The 18,066-nt window shown below is 52.4% G+C and carries 15 protein-coding genes and 1 pseudogene; all 16 read right to left on the reverse strand.

Features of this window, described 5'->3' with window-relative positions; genetic code table 11:
* Positions 1 to 528 (reverse strand): annotated as a pseudogene (locus WN59_RS06975) (tetratricopeptide repeat protein); the annotation flags it as partial.
* Positions 521 to 1,009 carry an acyltransferase gene (locus tag WN59_RS06980; protein WP_046514927.1) on the reverse strand — a complete coding sequence of 163 codons (489 nt, stop codon included), beginning with the start codon at positions 1,007 to 1,009 and terminating at the stop codon, positions 521 to 523. The gene WN59_RS06980 and the pseudogene WN59_RS06975, both read right to left, overlap by 8 nt.
* Positions 1,010 to 1,011: 2 nt before the next feature.
* A complete protein-coding gene (gene lgt, locus WN59_RS06985; RefSeq protein WP_046514929.1) occupies positions 1,012 to 1,935 on the reverse strand; it encodes a prolipoprotein diacylglyceryl transferase in 924 nt (307 codons plus the stop codon).
* Complete coding sequence (hprK, locus tag WN59_RS06990) at positions 1,932 to 2,870, reverse strand: HPr(Ser) kinase/phosphatase (RefSeq protein WP_017547890.1); 939 nt, start codon at positions 2,868 to 2,870, stop codon at positions 1,932 to 1,934. The genes lgt and hprK overlap by 4 nt, the downstream gene beginning before the upstream one ends.
* A gap of 168 nt (positions 2,871 to 3,038) precedes the next feature.
* Complete coding sequence (locus WN59_RS06995) at positions 3,039 to 4,217, reverse strand: DUF4097 family beta strand repeat-containing protein (protein ID WP_046514932.1); 1,179 nt, start codon at positions 4,215 to 4,217, stop codon at positions 3,039 to 3,041.
* 1 nt (position 4,218) lies between these two features.
* Positions 4,219 to 7,059 carry an excinuclease ABC subunit UvrA gene (gene uvrA / locus WN59_RS07000; RefSeq protein ID WP_046514934.1) on the reverse strand — a complete coding sequence of 947 codons (2,841 nt, stop codon included), beginning with the start codon at positions 7,057 to 7,059 and terminating at the stop codon, positions 4,219 to 4,221.
* 7 nt (positions 7,060 to 7,066) lie between these two features.
* A complete protein-coding gene (gene uvrB / locus WN59_RS07005; protein ID WP_046514936.1) occupies positions 7,067 to 9,040 on the reverse strand; it encodes an excinuclease ABC subunit UvrB in 1,974 nt (657 codons plus the stop codon).
* An 82-nt stretch (positions 9,041 to 9,122) separates the two neighbouring features.
* Positions 9,123 to 9,359, reverse strand: a complete 237-nt coding sequence (locus WN59_RS07010; RefSeq protein WP_082099213.1) for a CsbA family protein — start codon at positions 9,357 to 9,359, stop codon at positions 9,123 to 9,125.
* Positions 9,360 to 9,364: 5 nt separating this feature from the next.
* Positions 9,365 to 10,003: a YfbR-like 5'-deoxynucleotidase gene (locus WN59_RS07015; protein ID WP_046514938.1), complete on the reverse strand. Its 639-nt coding sequence runs from the start codon at positions 10,001 to 10,003 to the stop codon at positions 9,365 to 9,367.
* Positions 10,003 to 10,590 carry a redoxin family protein gene (locus tag WN59_RS07020; RefSeq protein ID WP_046514940.1) on the reverse strand — a complete coding sequence of 196 codons (588 nt, stop codon included), beginning with the start codon at positions 10,588 to 10,590 and terminating at the stop codon, positions 10,003 to 10,005. Before WN59_RS07020 ends, WN59_RS07015 begins: the two co-directional genes overlap by 1 nt.
* A 126-nt stretch (positions 10,591 to 10,716) precedes the next feature.
* Entirely contained in the window at positions 10,717 to 11,391 is a 675-nt protein-coding gene (locus tag WN59_RS07025) for a C40 family peptidase (protein WP_046514941.1), read from the reverse strand.
* A gap of 591 nt (positions 11,392 to 11,982) precedes the next feature.
* On the reverse strand, positions 11,983 to 12,690 hold the full coding sequence (locus WN59_RS07030) for a CHAP domain-containing protein (protein WP_052747330.1): 708 nt from the start codon (positions 12,688 to 12,690) through the stop codon (positions 11,983 to 11,985).
* Positions 12,691 to 13,156: 466 nt separating this feature from the next.
* Entirely contained in the window at positions 13,157 to 13,549 is a 393-nt protein-coding gene (locus WN59_RS07035; protein ID WP_046514943.1) for a c-type cytochrome, read from the reverse strand.
* Positions 13,550 to 13,682: 133 nt separating this feature from the next.
* A protein-coding gene (gene prfB, locus WN59_RS07040) for a peptide chain release factor 2 (RefSeq protein WP_156172411.1) occupies positions 13,683 to 14,784 on the reverse strand; the annotation gives its coding sequence in 2 pieces (ribosomal slippage) (positions 13,683 to 14,711 and positions 14,713 to 14,784; 1,101 coding nt in all).
* 17 nt (positions 14,785 to 14,801) lie between these two features.
* A complete protein-coding gene (gene secA / locus WN59_RS07045) occupies positions 14,802 to 17,324 on the reverse strand; it encodes a preprotein translocase subunit SecA (protein WP_046514947.1) in 2,523 nt (840 codons plus the stop codon).
* 151 nt (positions 17,325 to 17,475) lie between these two features.
* On the reverse strand, positions 17,476 to 18,057 hold the full coding sequence (hpf, locus tag WN59_RS07050; protein WP_046514949.1) for a ribosome hibernation-promoting factor, HPF/YfiA family: 582 nt from the start codon (positions 18,055 to 18,057) through the stop codon (positions 17,476 to 17,478).
* Positions 18,058 to 18,066 lie beyond the last annotated feature (9 nt).

Genomic DNA, 18,066 nt, shown 5'->3' on the forward strand with positions numbered 1-18,066 from the left:
CTCCCGCTCCTCCTGTATGTCCACCGGCAGTGTGGAAAGCAGCTCGAGCGCCTCTTCGATGCGGGCATTCATGAAGAGATGCTGGAACAGGTGCTGGCCGGTGAACCGGACCGCCTCCTTCTCCACTTCCTCCTCATCATCGATGCTCACTTCAAACATGTTTTCGAGCTCTTCATCATACCCGGAGTCCGGTTCATGCTTCACATACTGCACACCGAAGAGGAACGCCTTGTTGGGATCATTCATGATGATGTACAGCTGGCTCAGTATAAAATAAAATTCAGCATCGTACTGATGCTGAATGAACTCATTGATCAGAATATGTTCGGCTTCCGTCCCGCGGCCCACCTCAGCAAGAAGATAGGCATACTGGGACAGGTACGCAAGATTGTTCCCCTCGAGTTCAATCGCCTTCTGGAAACTCCTCAGAGCATCATGCTTATTGTTTTGTCCTGATTTTTTCATCCCCTGATTGAAATGGAACTCTCCACCCTGGTTGAAGGGGATTACTTTCCTATTGTCATTCATCATTCCTGCTCCTTATAACAAGCGGGTTCCCGTAGCAGGTTGAATGGTCGGGGACATCTTTTGAAACGACGGCCCCTGCACCGACAACCGCGTGATTTCCAATCACCACACCCGGCAGAATCGTCACGTTCGCACCCACCATCGTATCATGGCCGATCCTCACATCACCGATGCGGTATTCGTCGACCAGATATTCGTGGGTCAATATTACTGTATTATACCCGATTATACTATTTTTGCCAATATGGATGCGCTCAGGGTACATGAGATCCGGCATGGCACGGAATGCGAGGGATACGTTGGCCCCGAGCTTCATGCCGAGCGCCTTCCTGTACAGTACATGCTTGATCTTTGTGGAAGGTGCGTAGCGTCCGAGCTCGATGAATATGAAGTTTTTTATCACTTTGAACCTGGAGATGGTCCTGTACATATTCCACAGCGGATTGACTTTCCCTGCTTTTGTGATCTCGAGCCTTCTCATCGCTATCTCCCTTTTTTACGGTTTTTACCCTTTTTGTGACCCTGCTTTTTCTTGACCGTCTGACCGGCCTGCTTTCTTTTCCCCCGGGCGGCTTCAGCGCCCCCGGGGCCGTATATGCCCTGTACACTGCCGTATTTCGGCAGGTCATATTTCATCTCGCGGTAGATCCACACTGCAGCTGCCAAAACGATGAGCAGGATCGAGATGACCTGTGCCGTGCGGAGGACGTCGCCGATCATCAGGCTGTCCGTGCGCATTCCTTCGATGAAGAACCTGCCTGCTGAATAAAAGATGAGATAGAGCAGGATCGTCTGCCCCACTTTAAGTTTCGGCCGCAGCATGAGGAGGATGACAAAACCGAGCAGATTCCACAGTGATTCGTACAGGAATGTCGGATGGTAGTAGGCGCCGTCGATGTACATCTGGTTGATGATGAACTCCGGAAGTCTGAGGGACTCGAGAAACCCCCGTGTCACTTCACCGCCGTGCGCCTCCTGGTTCATGAAGTTTCCCCAGCGGCCGATGGCCTGCCCGAGAATCAGGCTGGGCGCGGCAATATCCGCTATCCTGAAAAAGCTGTAGCCCTTCACACGACAAAATATGAAACCGGCGAGAGCCCCGCCGATCAGACCGCCGTGGATTGCCATGCCGCCTTCGTTGATCATGATGATGTCAATCGGGTTGCTGCTGTAGTATTCCCACTGGAATATGACATAGTACAGCCTCGCTCCGATGATGGAGAATATGATGATATAGAACATCAGGTCCATGAACATGCCTTCCGGGAGGCCGCGCCTGTTCGCCTCACGATCTGCAAGATAGAATCCGAGCAGCATGCCCGCGGCGATGATGATACCGTACCAGTGGATTTCGAGCGGGCCCAGATCAAGTGCAACCGGACTGAGCGGAGTGGTGCTGAATATCATTGCTGTCCCCCCTGACGGCCGTCTGCCATGATCTGTGCATTCAGCCGATCGTTGAATTCCTCTGCCGCATTATATCCCATGTACTGCATGCGGTGGTTCATTGCAGCTACTTCGATGATGCCGGCGAGACTCCGTCCCGGACGGATCGGAATCGTCTTCTGGTCGATTTCCGTATCGAGGATCTTTATCTTCTCCTGGTTGAGACCGAGTCGTTCATACGTCTTGCCCGCCTCCCAGGGCTCAAGGTTGACGTTCAGCATGACCCGTTTTTCCTCGAGTATGCTCCCCGCTCCGAAGAGGGTCATCACATTGATGATGCCCAGGCCCCGGATCTCGAGCAGGTTCCGGATCAGTGAAGGGGCCGAGCCCATCAGCACGTTCTTGCTCACCTGCTTGATTTCCACGTTGTCATCCGCCACCAGCCTGTGGCCGTTTTTGACGAGTTCAAGGGCGGTCTCACTCTTGCCTACACCGCTCTCACCCGTGATCAGCACGCCGATACCGTATATGTCGACAAGCACGCCGTGCAGGTTTGTTTCCGGAGCCAGCGCCTTCTCCAGGAAATTGGAGACCCTGCCGATGAAGTTCGTCGTATTGTCCTCTGTGATGAGCAATGGGGTTTGCGTCTGATTGCACGCTTCGATCAGCTCAAGCGGCGCATACAGGCCGCGGGTGATGATGATGCAGGGCGTCTCCCTGCGGCAGAGCCGCTTGCAGCGGTCTTCGCGCTCCTCATCCGTCAGCATCCTTTCAAAGAATGAAGTCTCACTCATCCCGAGGACCTGAACACGGTCGGATGAATAGTGTGAAAAATATCCCGCCACTTCCAGGCCGGGACGTGAAACGTCTATGTTGACGATCTCTTTGCCGAGACCGTCTTTTCCGGCTTTGACCGTCAGGTCAAATGTATCTACCAATGCTTCTACTGTGAGCATATCGTCACCTCGGCTCTTTAATAATTCAACTATAAAGAAATGCATGTGTATTTTCAATCATCCGAAATGGAATGAAATGATAATTTAATGTATATGTCGGGCCTGTGACAGCATAAATAACGGCCCGGCCGTAATTGCGCCGGCCGGGCCAAGAGTCCGTTTATCCTGTTAATGGCGGTGGAGTGTCACACTGCCGAATTTGGTGCCGACTTCGAGGATCATTCCGCGCTCATCTGTATCATTGACAAGCATGAGCTCCTTCAGTCCGATATCCTGATGCTTCATGAACCTCACATTGATGTCCGGCGGGTAATTCAGCTGCCCCACCACGGTGCTTATCCTGCCTTCCAGCGCGCGGTCCTTCGGCACGCTGATATTGATGCTCCCCATGTTCGTGTTGATGGAAGCCGATTCCGTCTCCTCTTTGAGCGACAGGTTGACAGAGCCGTTGGATGATACCGTCAGATCTTTCGCATTCAGCCTGTCGGTGTCCACCGTGCCGACCATGGAGACGAGTTCGAGCGCCCCGTATCCGCCGCCTTCGACTTTCACATTGCCGCGGGACGTCCTTGCGAACGCACTCTTTGCAGAAACATTCTCAAGGGTGATGCTGCCGTTCAGTATGTCCACGGTCAAATCGCTGAACTCCTCGTTTTCCACCGTCACATTGCCATTGGAGCTTGAGACGATGAGCCGGTTGACCAGCGCGGGGTTGACCTGCAGCTCGACATTAACCCGTGCCGAGCGGATATCCGAGACGATCATCAGCTCGTTGTTCTTCACTTCGCAGATGATGTCCTGGAAATAGTTGCGTTTCTTGTCCAGCTTGCGGTAAAAGGACGTCACTTCGAATTTCGCCGTCGTCACCCTGTCCGTCGGCACGATGGTGATGTTGCCGTTGGTCATGTCCACGGAAATGTTGGAGAAGTCTTCATCGACGGTCTCGATCAGACGGTTCTTGCCGCCTGAGGAGAACATGGAGTCGATGTTTGAATTTTTGACACTGTCGAACGCCTTCTCAAGCGAACCGAACACCTGCGAGGCGTACTTCTGGTTTTCAAATTTATTTTTGACGTTGCTGTATGTTTCATTCGCCTTGTCTGGGTTGATGTACTTCTGGAACTCGCCGACGAGCTGGTCCCAGGCCTCCGAGGCACTCGCGAAATTGCCGGATGACTTGGTGCTGCGGCCGGTCTGGCTGTTTGAGTGCCTGGCGTCCGGTTCATCTTTTCGTTCCTGCTGTCCCCCGTCCTCTTTCCGATCCATCGCCTCCATCAGCCTGATGGCTTCTTCGGAACTGATCTTGCCTTCCTCGAGCATTTTCAGTATGCGGTCTTTATTGTCCATTTCAAACCTCCTGATGGTTTCGTTCCAACCATTTTTTTAGGTGATACCCCGTATAGCTCTGCGGCTCCGCCATCACGTCCCCGACAGTGCCGGCTGCGACGATCGTGCCGCCGCCGTCCCCGCCTTCCGGGCCGAGGTCGATGATATGATCCGCCACTTTGATGACATCCAGGTTGTGCTCGATGACGATGACCGTATCCCCGTTATCCACGAGACGCTGGATGACGTCGATGAGTTTCCTTATGTCCTCCGAGTGGAGGCCGGTCGTCGGCTCATCCAGTATATAGAGCGATTTGCCGTCGGAGCGCCTGTGCAGTTCCGACGCGAGCTTGACGCGCTGTGCCTCACCGCCTGACAGCGTCGTTGCCGGCTGTCCGAGCCTGACGTATCCCAGACCCACATCGAGCAGTGTCTTTATCCTGCGTTTGATCTTGGGCAGGTTTTCAAAGAAGTAATAGGATTCCTCGACGGTCATCGCCAGGACATCCGCAATGCTTTTGTCCTTGTATTTCACTTCCAGTGTCTCTCTATTATAACGTTTTCCGTCGCACACTTCACATGGTACGAATACATCCGGCAGAAAATGCATTTCGATCTTTATGATGCCGTCGCCTTTGCAGGCTTCACAGCGGCCGCCTTTGACATTGAAGCTGAAGCGGCCTTTCTGATAGCCGCGGACCTTTGCTTCATTCGTCTGGGCGAACACATCGCGGATGCTGTCGAAGACGCCGGTGTATGTCGCCGGATTGCTCCGCGGCGTACGTCCGATCGGCGACTGGTCGATGTCGATGATCTTCTCGATGTTTTCCGCACCCCTGATTTCCTTGTGCTCACCAGGGATCTGCTTGGACTTGTAGAGATTCGTATGCAGACCCTTGTAGAGGATTTCATTGATCAGTGTGCTTTTCCCGGAGCCGGAAACCCCCGTCACCACATTCAGCACGGACAGCGGCACTTTGACATTCACATTTTTGAGGTTGTTCTCCCTGGCGCCGCGCACTTCCAGTGCACGGGACATGTCCGGCTTCCTGTATTCTTCAGGGAGCGGAATCTCCCGCCTGCCGCTCAGATACTGGCCGGTGATGGAGTTCTCATCCTCCATCACTTCCCCGGGCGTCCCCTGGGAAATGATCCGTCCGCCGTGCTCGCCGGCACCGGGGCCGATATCGATGAGGTAGTCACTCGCAAGCATCGTATCCTCGTCGTGCTCGACGACGATCAGCGTGTTGCCGATATCCCGCATGCTCTTGAGCGTCCCGATCAGGCGGTCGTTGTCGCGCTGATGGAGGCCGATCGACGGTTCATCCAGTATATAGAGCACACCGGAAAGGCGTGAGCCGATCTGGGTGGCCAGCCTGATCCGCTGCGCCTCCCCGCCCGAGAGCGTCCCGCTCCGTCGGTTCAGCGTCAGGTAATCCAGCCCCACGTTGAATAAAAACAGCAGGCGCTCGTTGATCTCCTTCAGTACCGGCGCGGCGATCTGCCTGTTCTGTGCCGAGAGGGAAGGGGATTCGAAGAAATCCAGCGCCTCTCTGACGGACTGGTCGACCGCCTCGCCCACATGCCTGCCGTCGATTTTTACGGCCATCGCCTCTTCGTTCAGCCTGTAGCCGTCGCACGTCTTGCATGTGATTTCGCGCATGTACCTGCTCATTACATCCCTCGTATATTCGGAAGGACTCTCTTTGTACCTGCGTTCGATGTTGTTGATGATGCCTTCATACGGCATCGTCCTGCGGCGGGTGACGCCGTTGTCCTGTTTGAACACATAGTCGACGGTCTCCCCTTTTGAACCGTGCAGCACAAGCTTCCTGTCCGGCGCCGGCAGCTCTTCAAACGGCACATCCATATCGATGTTGAAATGTTCGCATGTCTGGCGCAGCAGCGTCGGATAGTAGTTGGAACTGATTGGCTGCCATGGCTGGAGCGCCCCTTCCTCGAGCGTCAGGCCGGCGTCAGGCACGACGAGGCGCTCGTCGACGGCCATCTTCATGCCGAGCCCGTCACAATCCGGGCAGGCGCCGTACGGAGCGTTGAAGGAAAAGAGCCTCGGCTCCATCTCGGATATCGTGAAGCCGCACTCGGGACACGAGAAATTCTCGGAGAAGTGCAAATCCTCGCCGTCGATCACGTTGACGACGACGTTGCCGTTCCCCTTGTCAAGCGTCGTCTGAAGCGAGTCGCTGAGCCGTGCCTCGACACCTTCGCGCACTGCCAGGCGGTCGATGACGACATCGATATTGTGCTTTTTGTTCTTGTTCAACTCCGGCACCGCTTCGATGTCATGCATCTCGCCGTCCACGACGACGCGGGCGTAGCCTTCCCTGCCCAGATCTTCGAGCAGTTTCTCATGCCGGCCCTTTTTGCCGCGGATGACCGGCGCAAACAGCTGCACTTTTGTCCGATCGGGCAGCTTCATCACCCGGTCCGTCATCTCCTGGATCGTCTGTGATGTGATTTCAACACCATGTATCGGGCAGTAAGGTGTACCCGCGCGGGCATAGAGCAGGCGCAGGTAATCATAGATTTCGGTAATTGTCGAGACGGTCGAACGCGGGTTGTTGCTCGTCGTCTTCTGATCTATGGAAATTGCGGGCGACAGGCCCTCGATCGAATCCACATCCGGCTTCTCCATGTTGCCGAGGAACTGTCTGGCATATGCACTGAGCGACTCCACATAGCGCCTCTGTCCTTCTGCGTAGATCGTGTCAAAGGCGAGTGAAGACTTGCCGGATCCGGACAGGCCGGTCATGACGACCAGCTTGTCCCTCGGGATGTCCACATTTATGTCTTTCAGGTTGTGCTGTTTCGCACCTCTGATGCTGATATGAGTATTTCTCACGATTGAATCACCCTTCTGCTTTCAGTTCGAATAATGCATCCCTCAGTTCCGAGGCCGTTTCGAAATCGAGGTCTTTTGCAGCCTGCTTCATGTCCTTCTCCAGCTGTTCGATGGTCTTTTCGCGTTCTTTCTTCGTCATCTTTTTGGACGGCTTGACGTCTTCCTTGTGTGCATCCTCTTTGATCTCCACTTCGGCGCTGATGGAATCGCGGATCTCCTTGGTGATGGTCGTCGGTGTGATGCCGTGCGCCTCGTTGAACGCCATCTGCGTTTCGCGGCGGCGCGCGGTTTCATCCAGTGCATAGCGCATGGAATCCGTAATCTTGTCCGCGTACATAATCACCTTGCCCTCGCTGTTACGCGCCGCGCGCCCGATGGTCTGGACGAGGGAGCGGCCGGAGCGCAGGAACCCTTCCTTGTCCGCATCCAGTATCGCAACCAGCGACACTTCCGGAATGTCGAGCCCTTCCCTCAGGAGGTTGATCCCCACGAGCACATCGAATGTCCCCATGCGCAGATCCCGGATGATTTCAATGCGTTCAAGCGTCTTTATCTCAGAGTGCAGGTACTGTACTTTGACACCCGCCTCCTTCAGATAATCCGTCAGATCCTCCGACATCTTCTTTGTCAGTGTGGTGATCAGCACCCGCTCGTTCCTCTCGGCCCGGGCAACGATCTCTTCAAGCAGGTCATCGATCTGATGCCCGCTCGGCCGGACATCGATTTCCGGATCGAGAAGTCCCGTCGGCCGGATGATCTGTTCGACCATCTTCTCGGTATGTTCAAGTTCATAAGGGCCCGGTGTGGCCGACACATAGAGCAGCTGCTGTGCTTTGGATTCGAATTCGCCAAACTGCAGCGGCCGGTTGTCGAGAGCACTCGGCAGCCTGAAGCCATGGTCGACGAGCACCTGCTTACGCGCCTGGTCCCCGTTGTACATGCCGCGGACCTGCGGCAGTGTGACGTGGGATTCATCGATCATGATGAGGAAATCATCGAAGTAGTCAAGCAGCGTATAGGGTGTGGACCCCATCGGCCTCAGCGTAAGATGGACGGAATAGTTCTCGATGCCTGAACAGAATCCCATCTCCCGCATCATTTCAAGGTCATAGTTCGTGCGCTGTTCGAGCCTCTGCGCCTCGAGGAGTTTCTCGTCCGCACGCAGTTTCTCAAGCTGTTCTTCAAGTTCCTTTTCAATGCGTTCGATAGCCACCTTCATCTTCTCGTCACGCGTGACGAAGTGGGAGGCCGGGAAGATTGCAGTATGCTCGCGCTCGACGAGCACTTCACCCGTCAGGTAGTTGACCTCCCTGATGCGGTCAATCTCATCCCCGAAGAACTCCACACGGATGCACTGTTCATCTTCCGATGCCGGGAACACTTCGACGATGTCGCCGCGCACGCGGAACGTCCCCCGCTTGAAATCGATGTCGTTCCGTGTGTACTGTATGTCGACCAGCTGGCGCAGGAATTCATTGCGGTCCATCTGCATGCCGACGCGCGCACTCACGACCATCTCCCTGTATTCCTCCGGATTACCGAGGCCGTAGATGCAGCTGACGGATGAGATGATGATCACATCATCACGTTCGAAAAGTGCACTCGTTGCGGAGTGGCGCAGCTTGTCGATCTCCTCGTTGATCTGTGCATCCTTCTCTATGAATGTATCGGTCTGCGGGACGTATGCCTCCGGCTGATAGTAGTCATAGTAGCTTACAAAGTACTCTACCCTGTTATTCGGAAAGAATTCCTTGAATTCGCTGTACAGCTGTCCTGCCAGCGTCTTGTTGTGGGCGATGATCAGAGTCGGCTTGCCGATTTCCTTTATCACCTGGCTCATCGTATATGTCTTGCCGGTGCCCGTCGCACCGAGCAGCGTCTGGTGGCGGTTGCCGGAACGTATTTGTTCGGTCAGTTCCCTGATCGCCTTCGGCTGATCGCCGGCGGGTTCGAATTTAGAGACGATCTCAAATTGTGCCATATTCTCTTCCCCCCATTTTATTCTGTACTTTATCATTCTACCAAATAAAAAATAGAAATAACAAACATTTGTTCGGTTATTTCTACTCGTCTTCCACTTTATCCAGATTATATAATTCCACAAGCATGTAGCCGATGACAATCGACAGCGAGTCGATGAAAATCACCCACTCGGAAGGATAGAATCCCCGGTATATGGAAACGCCGAAAATGATGAACGTCAATATTACCGCAACGTATTTGTTCCGTGTCATGCGGGTGAAGAACACGACGGTCACAGCCGGTACGACCATGGCCATCATATACCAGTAAAGATCCACTGGCTCTATATCTCCCTGTCCATTATCGATTCGGTGATTTCCATGAGTTCCGTGCGGGGGATGAAGCGTTCCTTCAGAATATCCGACAGTATGTTTTCGAGGAAATCCTGCACACATGCCAGATGCGAGAATTTCTTTATCGTCACGAGCGACATTTCATATATTTCGAAGAATAAAGGTTCCGGGTTCCGTTTCTGTATCTCCCCGAACGATTCATACAGCAGGTCGATCTTATCCGCCACGGAGAGGATCTGCCCTTCCAGCGTCTCATCCTTCCCTTCCTTGAGGCGGCGCTTGTAGATCTCCTGATACTGCTCCGGGAATTCCTCCTCGATGAAGCGCGAGGTCATCGTCTCCTCCACTTCCATGAACAGCATGTTGAGTTCGCCCGACGCGTATTTCACCGGTGTCTTGATGTCCCCCGTAAAGATTTCGGGATAGTCATGATTCAGCGCCTTTTCGTAAAGGTCCTTCCAGTTGACCTCATTGCCGTGGTATTCCTCGACTGTCCCCAGATACTGGGCGATTTTCGTCACCTTGAAGGAATGCGCGGCGACGTTATGTTCCTGGTACTTGAACTTCCCCGGGCAGCGGACCAGCTTCTCAAGGTCGTTCAGGCTCTTAAAATACTGATGTACACCCATTATGACTCCTCCTTCACATAGTTGACATAGCTGTCTATCAAGTCCGTGCCGACCTCGCCGATATAGGCGCGTACAATCGTGCCTTCACTGTCAACGAAGAATGTCGTCGGCATCAGATGGATCTTGTATGATTCGATTGCCGCGGGCTCATCTGAGAACTCGTAGACCGGATATGTAACCCCGAATTCCTCGAGGAACTTATCCCGGTTGCTGTCGCTGTCGTCGATGTTGATGCCGACGACATCAAGTGACCCGCCGCCGCGGGATGCCTGATATTCGATCAGCTCCGGCGTCTCCCGGCGGCATGGATCACACCAGGAGGCGAAGAAATTGACCACCGTGACCTCATTGGATGTGATCGTTTCATGCAACGATCCGCTGTCGTTGATCACCCCGGTGAATTCCCCGTCAAGGATGTTCCGTCCCACGGCATGGTGGTTGTCCCGGCCCTCCGAACTCTGCAGCGTCTCGAGTGACTGCTGCTCGAGCCGCTCATCCGAAACATTGAGCACCGCCCGTATACCCGCGCCGACCAGTATGAAGAAAGCCGCGAGTGCAATTATTATGATGATATTTTTCTTTTTCATGGATACAACATACCTAACTCTATTATTTCAACCATTTTAACACAAGTGCCCTAAGTATTCAGTTTTTCGCGCACAAAAAGACATCCTGCACAATGTGCAGGATGCCAGTCTTTCTAAATACCGGTATTAGTAAGTGAAGTAGCCGTCCACTGTGCCGCTTACGTAGCTTACAGCACGCTCGCCGACACCTTCAGAAGGGTTCAGTGCATCGATCATCTGGCCGTTGCCGATGTAGATGCCCACATGGGACCCATCATTGAAGAATACGAGGTCACCCGGCTGTGGGTTGGAAGTCGGTGTACCCGCCGCTTTTTGCTCCGCAGCAGTTCTCGGAATATCCTTGCCGCTGAACTGTTTCATGAACTGCTGGGTCAGGGCTGAGCAGTCCACCGCTGTTGCGGAGTTTCCGCCGTATACGTAGGATTTACCCGCCGCTACAGACTGGGCGACGGATGCCGCATTGCCGCCTGACACATTTGTGCTTTCAGCCGGAGCCGGTGCAGCCGGTGCATCATACTCCTCGACCGCAGGTGCTTCTTCTTCGACCGCAGGTGCCGGTGCTTCATAGGACTGTTCAGTTTCCACAGTTCCGGAAGCTTCATTGCCGTATGAATAATCGTACCCATTTGCATCATAAGTATAAGAATAGCTCTCATAATTCGATACTGAAGTTGAATTCGACTGCCCGGAGTAATCCGCCGTGCTGTCGTTTCCGCCGCCGTATGCCGCAGCGTCCACATTACCTGCTGCCACTCCCGTCAATGCTGTAACCGTCGCTATCGAAAATAACGTCTTCTTCATAAATAAATGTCCTCCTAATTTTCCTTGCCCCAAAACGCAACTCTTGTCTCTCTATGTCCCTTGATTGGGTAAATTTTATTATTGATTATTCAATTGATATTCAGTTTGCAAATAGTCCTGAAAGGGATCTCCCTTCGGCCACGATTAAAACTATAGCACACATAAAACATGATTTGCCTCTTTGTAACCCACTTGTAACCTAAACGAAAAAAACTGAAATGCGCTGTAAAAGATGAGACAATTCAGATGAAAGGCCGGAGCGTCCGGCATGACAGGGTTATACAGTGTTGCATATATTTTTCGTGCCGTTCCCGGTGCCGCAAGATTACATATGAGATTATTATGTAAACCGCGTTTTTGCGGTTATTTGAGAGTGATTATTCGTCTGATTGCCGATTTCATTTCGATGATAAGAGCGTATTTCCGCTTATTATCGATCCGCGATCGAAGACCGGAGAACGCCCTGCCTTATTGTCGTTTCGCGATCGAAGGCCGGAGAACGCCCTGCCTTATTATCGTTTCGAGATCGAAGACAAAAGAAAGCCGCCATCACTCATATTCAGGAGGTGATGACGGCCGAAACAAATTATTTTATTTTATGAAATCATATGACGCAGCAGCGGCCGCGCTTATCGTTCTCGTCGATTCTACACCAAATCCGCCGTTCCAGTTCATTTCTGAAACCTGGATGGAGCCGTCGGCATTGACTGCTTCAACGACAGCGACGTGTCCCATGCCGCCGGCGCCGCCCTGGCCTGGATCAAGCTGCATGATTGCTCCGGCTGATGGTGAATTGCTCACGGTCATCCCCGAACCAAGGGCTGCACTGTCCCAGTTGGATGCATTGCCCCAGCTACTGTCGATGGATATTCCCATTTCGTTCAGACGCTCATATACGTGCCATGTGCAGTCTCCTTCGGTATAATAGTTCGCAGCGGAAGCTGCTGTGTGGGCAGCAGGTGCCGGTGCTGATGGTTCTTCATATTCCGCAGCCTGTGGCGCAGGTGCTGCCGGGGCGTTATATTCCTCGACTGCCGGTCCTTCTTCCTGCACAGCCGGTGCTTCATATGTTGCATCTTGCGTTTCCTCGGAAGCCTGGTCTCCATAGGAATAAGTATATCCATTTTCATCATAGGAATATGAATAGCTTTCATACTCTGAAACTGCCGAAGCTGCCGCCTGTTCCGTATTGTTTACAGTGCTGTTCTGTCCTTCACTGTATCCTCCCGCTTCTGCATTTCCTGTTGCCACTCCTGTAATCGCTGTGACTGTCGCCAATGAAAATAACGTTTTCTTCATAGTAAGTAAATCCTCCTGTTTTTCCCTGCTCCCAAAATTCAAGTCATTTCTCTATATCTCTACATTGAGCAATTTTAATTATTCCACTTATGTGGTATTCAGTTTTAGAGTCGATCAAAGTGCATGCCTCTTTGACCACGTCCAGAACTATAGCACACAGCACCCCCTTTTTGTGGGATGTAACTGACTTGTAAACGAAAGGAAATGACATTTTAGATCCAGTAATATTGCAGTTTAATTTTACACCCATGTGATGCTTGCTGTGCCGGGGTTATGCTTTCGCACGTGTTATTTTACATGGAATTTACTTCAAAATAGATTACAGAGGGCTTTTACCATGTTGCCGGGATAAAACAGGAGACGCCTCCGCTCACCTTAATGAAACACTGTCGATGAGGTGAACCCGCACTCAAACAATAAAAAACGCAAAATCCTGTTGGATTTTGCGTCCGCGACTTTCTCAAACCTATTCAGATTTCTGTGATGCCAACCATGTCACGAGTGCATCGAGCTTTTCTTCATCCGATACGAGACCGCCCGGCATGCCGTCGCCGCCTTCTTCGATCTGGGTGCGGATTTCATCTTCGGAATACTCACTTCCCACATTTGTGAGCGGTGGTCCGGAACCGCCTGACAGGTCTTCACCGTGGCAGCCCATGCAGTTATTCTGCTCGTATGTCTGCTCAGCCAGTGCGGTATCCGACGAGTCTGCACCGTCGCCTTCATCTCCGCCTTCTTCAGTAGTGACGCCTTCATCCGCCGGCTGGCCGGACTCATCTTCGCCGCCCTCGCCATCTCCGCCACATGCGCCAAGTACGAGCACCAGGGCGAAACTCATAAGTAACCAGAACTTCTTCATAATTAAAGCCCCCCGACTTGATGTTATATAAGATACACATATATCATACCCCTAAACCCATCACGGTCAAACAGCTTCAGGACATTTGTCACAAAATAAAGGACGCCTCAAAGGAGACGCCCTTCATCATACATTACATATTCAGCCTGAGGTAGGCTTCAATGAACGGGGACAGTCCGCCGTCCATGACTTTGTCTGTATTGCCGACTTCGTAGTTGGTCCTGTGGTCCTTGACCATGGAATACGGGTGGAACACATAGGAACGGATCTGGCTGCCCCAGCCGATCTCTTTCTGCTCGCCCTTGATTGCCGCGATTTCCGCCTTCTGATCTTCGAGCTCTTTCTGGTAGAGCTTGGATTTCAGCATATTCATCGCCTGTTCACGGTTTTTGATCTGTGAGCGTTCGTTCTGGCATGTGACGACGATACCTGTCGGATGGTGTGTAATCCTGACGGCGGAGTCGGTCGTGTTGACGTGCTGTCCGCCGGCACCGCTGGCGCGGTACGTGTCGATCGTTATATCTTCATTCTTCACTTCAATCTGGATTTCCGTGTTGTCGAACTGCGGTGTCACTTCGCATGAGACAAACGAAGTGTGGCGTCTGCCGGATGAATCGAAAGGCGATATCCGCACAAGGCGGTGGACGCCTTTTTCCGCTTTCAGCAGCCCATATGCATTCACACCCCTGATGGAGAGTGTCACGCTTTTCACGCCGGCTTCATCTCCGTCCTGGTAATCGAGCGTCTCAACTTTCCACCCCTGTCCTTCTGCATACCTATGGTACATGCGCAGCAGCATTTCAGCCCAGTCCTGGGACTCTGTGCCGCCCGCGCCGGGATGCAGTTCGAGTATGGCACTCAGATGGTCATGTTCATCGTCGAGAAGGATATTGAGTTCATAGGCATCGATCTTTTTCTGAGTCTCGCGGACGTTCTCCTCGATCATTTCCCTCATGTCCTCGTCATTCTCTTCCTTCAGCAGCTCATGGGATACTTCGATATCCTCAACATCCGCCTCTATCTCACGGAAGCCCTCGACGATCTTCTTCAGATGGTTGTTCGCGTCGATGACTTCCTGGGCTTTCTCCTGATTGTTCCAGAACTCAGGATCCGCCATGCGTTCTTCATATTCCCTTATCTGGGTCTCTTTTTCCTCGAGGTCAAAGAGACCCCCTGAAATCGTCCAATTTGCCGTGCATATCCTGGACGAAATTTTTCACTTCATGCAACTCCATAAAATTTCCTTCTTTCTTTATTGTCCGTGACAGTTTTTATATTTCTTGCCCGAGCCGCACGGGCAGGGGTCATTGCGGCCGACCCTGACTTCTTTTTTGACCGGTCCTTTTTTGACCTTTTCCTTGCCGTCGCCCGTCTGCATCTCATTTTTCTTGACGACCTGCTCACGCTTGATCTCTTCGTCGGACTTCAGTTCGGTCTTCATGACGTATTTTGCAGTATCATCTTCAATGGACACGAGCATGTCCTCGAACATCTGCAGCCCCTCGTTCTGGTATTCGCGCAGCGGATTGATCTGACCATATGAACGGAGATGTATGCCCGTCCTCAGCTGGTCCATGCTGTCGATGTGCTCCACCCATTTCTGGTCGATGGTGCGGAGCATCATCATCCGCTCGAACAGCCTCATTTTCTCACTGGTAAGCTTCTCTTCCTTCTGCTCAAGCTCATCCTTTATCTTTTCGAGGATGAGTGCCGAGATCTCTTCATTTTCCCTGCCCCGCACATCCGGCACCGAAATGGACTCTTCCGACAGGTACATATCCTCGATCGTCTTGATGAACTGGTCGTAGTCGATCAGCTCGTCATCATCCAGGATGTAGTAGTTGACCGTGCGTTCCACTGATGCCTCGATCATGCCCATCAGCTGCTCGCGCACATCATCCTGGTCGATGATGTCATTACGCTCCTGATAGATGATTTCACGCTGGCGCCTCAGTACATCATCATATTCGAGCAGTTTCTTACGCGAATCGAAGTTATTGCCCTCGACACGTTTCTGGGAGGATTCGACCGCCCTCGAGATCATCTTGGATGTGATCTCCTCCTCCTGCATTCCGAGCCGTCCCATCATGCCCTGCATTCGTTCCGAACCGAAACGCTTCATGAGGTCATCTTCAAGCGACAGGTAGAACGTACTGATACCGACGTCCCCCTGACGTCCGGAACGTCCACGGAGCTGGTCGTCGATACGTCTCGATTCATGCCGCTCCGTACCGATTACGGCCAGGCCGCCCGCTTCTTTGACACCTTCACCGAGTTTGATATCCGTACCGCGCCCGGCCATGTTGGTCGCAATCGTCACGGCACCCTTCTTGCCTGCATTCATGATGATGTCCGCTTCCCTTTCATGGTTCTTCGCGTTCAGCACGTTGTGGCGGATGCCTTTCTTGCTGAGGAGATTCGCGATGTATTCACTTGTTTCAACCGCCACGGTACCGATCAGCACCGGCTGTCCGCTGCGGTGGCGTTCCACCACTTCATCTACGACATTCTTGAATTTGATGTCCTTGGTCGAATAGATCCTGTCCGTCCTGTCCTCCCGTGCAATCGGCAGGTTCGTCGGGATGACCGTCACCTTCATGTTGTATATGTTGATGAATTCCTCTTCCTCGGTTTTGGCGGTACCGGTCATGCCGGAGAGTTTATTGTACTGCCTGAAGAAGTTCTGGAAAGTGATCGATGCCATCGTGCGGGATTCATTCTGGATCTCCACACCTTCCTTCGCCTCGATCGCCTGGTGAAGTCCGTCTGAGAAGCGGCGGCCTTTCATCTTACGGCCGGTGAACTGGTCGACGATGACGATCTTGTCTTCCTCGACGACATAGTCGATATCACGTTGCATCGAGAAGTGCGCCTTCAGCGCCTGGTTGATGTGGTGGAGCAGGTTGACGTGTTTCACGTCATACAGATTATCCACCTTGAACCATTTCTCCGCCTTCTCCATGCCGTCATCATTGAGCTGGATGTTCTTCGTTTTTATATCATAGGTGAAATCCTCGTCTTCTTTGAGCATCTTGACGAACTGGTTGGCCTGTATATACTGTGTATTCGTCTGGCTCGCCCTGCCCGAGATGATCAGCGGCGTACGCGCCTCGTCAATCAGTATGGAGTCGACTTCATCGATGATCGCATAGTTGAGGCCGCGCAGCACCCGGTCCTTCTTGTAGGTCACCATGTTGTCCCTCAAGTAGTCGAAGCCGAGTTCATTGTTTGTCGTATACGTGATATCAGCAGCGTACGCTTCCCTTTTCTCCTCGCTGTTCTTGGCGTTCAGGTTCAGCCCGACAGTCAGTTTCAGGAAATTGTAGAGCACGGACATTTCCTCCATCTGGGTAGCGGAAAGGTATTCGTTGACCGTGATGACATGAACGCCTTTGCCCGTCAGGGCGTTCAGATAGACCGGCAGTGTTGCCGTCAGCGTCTTACCTTCGCCGGTTTTCATTTCGGAAATGTCGCCTTTATGAAGTGCGGCCCCGCCCATTATCTGTACAGGATAGGGTTCGAGGCCGAGCGTCCTTTTGGAGGCTTCCCGGACGACGGCAAAAGCTTCGGGCAGAATCTGATCCAGCAGCTTCTCTTCTTCCTTGTCATCTTCCGCGCCGGCAAGTGTTTCCTTGAACCCGTCGGTTTTAGCCTGCAGTGCTGCATCATCCAGACCGGCCATCGTTTCCTTGTAGCCCTCGACCTTTTCAGCGATTTTTCGGAGGGAGCGCAGCTCCCTTTTATTACCGTCAAAGACTTTGTCCAAAATACCCATGGATTTCTCTCCCTCGTTATATCTCACTATGAATTCATCTCATTATAATACCACTAAACGGCGCAAAATAAAATATGTACGCATTGCAGGAAACCCACAAATAATCCCCGGCTGGCGTCAGCCGGGGATTATATCCCAACCCGTGGGAGCTTTATATGTCCTGATCCGTTTCGATGAGTCCGTACTTGCCGTCGTTGCGTTTATATACAATGCTTGTGCCTTCCGTCTCCCTGTCATTGAAAACGAAGAAATCATGGCCGAGCATGTTCATCTGCAATACTGCCTCTTCAGAATCCATCGGTTTCAGCTGGAACTTTTTGGAGCGGACGATATAGCTTCCGGTATCGGCCTTGTCGTCCTCTTCATCCCGGAATTCATGGTTCGCATCCATTTCCAGTTTGGCGAAGAAGTCCTGCTCAGGATTCTTTTCCCTGAACTTGCGGTTGATCTTCGTCTTATGCTTCCTGATCTGCCTTTCGAGCTTGTCCACGATCAGGTCGACCGCCGCATACAGATCCTCGTGCTTTTCTTCCGCCCTCAGGGTCAGGTTTTTCATCGGAATTGTGATTTCGACTTTGCCCTGCTTGTTGCTGTAAGTCTTGATATTGACATGTGCATGTGTGTTCGGAGCATTTGTAAAGTAACGTTCCAGCTTGCTGACCTTTTCCTCGATGTGGTTCCTGATTGCATCTGTTACCTCGATATTCTCTCCTCGAATTTCACATCTGATCATAGTGAAACC

The organism is Salinicoccus sediminis (genome assembly GCF_000986795.1).
Lineage (GTDB): Bacteria > Bacillota > Bacilli > Staphylococcales > Salinicoccaceae > Salinicoccus > Salinicoccus sediminis.

What these genes read in the sequence shown, in the direction of transcription:
- WN59_RS07015 (WP_046514938.1), bottom strand. Translation starts at nt 10,003, where the DNA reads ATGGGTGTACATCAGTATTTTAAGAGCCTGAACGACCTTGAGAAGCTG.
- WN59_RS07035 (WP_046514943.1), bottom strand. Translation starts at nt 13,549, where the DNA reads ATGAAGAAGTTCTGGTTACTTATGAGTTTCGCCCTGGTGCTCGTACTT.
- WN59_RS07020 (WP_046514940.1), bottom strand. Translation starts at nt 10,590, where the DNA reads ATGAAAAAGAAAAATATCATCATAATAATTGCACTCGCGGCTTTCTTC.
- lgt (WP_046514929.1), bottom strand. Translation starts at nt 1,935, where the DNA reads ATGATATTCAGCACCACTCCGCTCAGTCCGGTTGCACTTGATCTGGGC.
- hprK (WP_017547890.1), bottom strand. Translation starts at nt 2,870, where the DNA reads ATGCTCACAGTAGAAGCATTGGTAGATACATTTGACCTGACGGTCAAA.
- uvrB (WP_046514936.1), bottom strand. Translation starts at nt 9,040, where the DNA reads ATGGCACAATTTGAGATCGTCTCTAAATTCGAACCCGCCGGCGATCAG.
- WN59_RS06995 (WP_046514932.1), bottom strand. Translation starts at nt 4,217, where the DNA reads ATGGACAATAAAGACCGCATACTGAAAATGCTCGAGGAAGGCAAGATC.
- hpf (WP_046514949.1), bottom strand. Translation starts at nt 18,057, where the DNA reads ATGATCAGATGTGAAATTCGAGGAGAGAATATCGAGGTAACAGATGCA.
- WN59_RS07025 (WP_046514941.1), bottom strand. Translation starts at nt 11,391, where the DNA reads ATGAAGAAGACGTTATTTTCGATAGCGACGGTTACAGCATTGACGGGA.
- WN59_RS07030 (WP_052747330.1), bottom strand. Translation starts at nt 12,690, where the DNA reads ATGAAGAAAACGTTATTTTCATTGGCGACAGTCACAGCGATTACAGGA.
- secA (WP_046514947.1), bottom strand. Translation starts at nt 17,324, where the DNA reads ATGGGTATTTTGGACAAAGTCTTTGACGGTAATAAAAGGGAGCTGCGC.
- WN59_RS06980 (WP_046514927.1), bottom strand. Translation starts at nt 1,009, where the DNA reads ATGAGAAGGCTCGAGATCACAAAAGCAGGGAAAGTCAATCCGCTGTGG.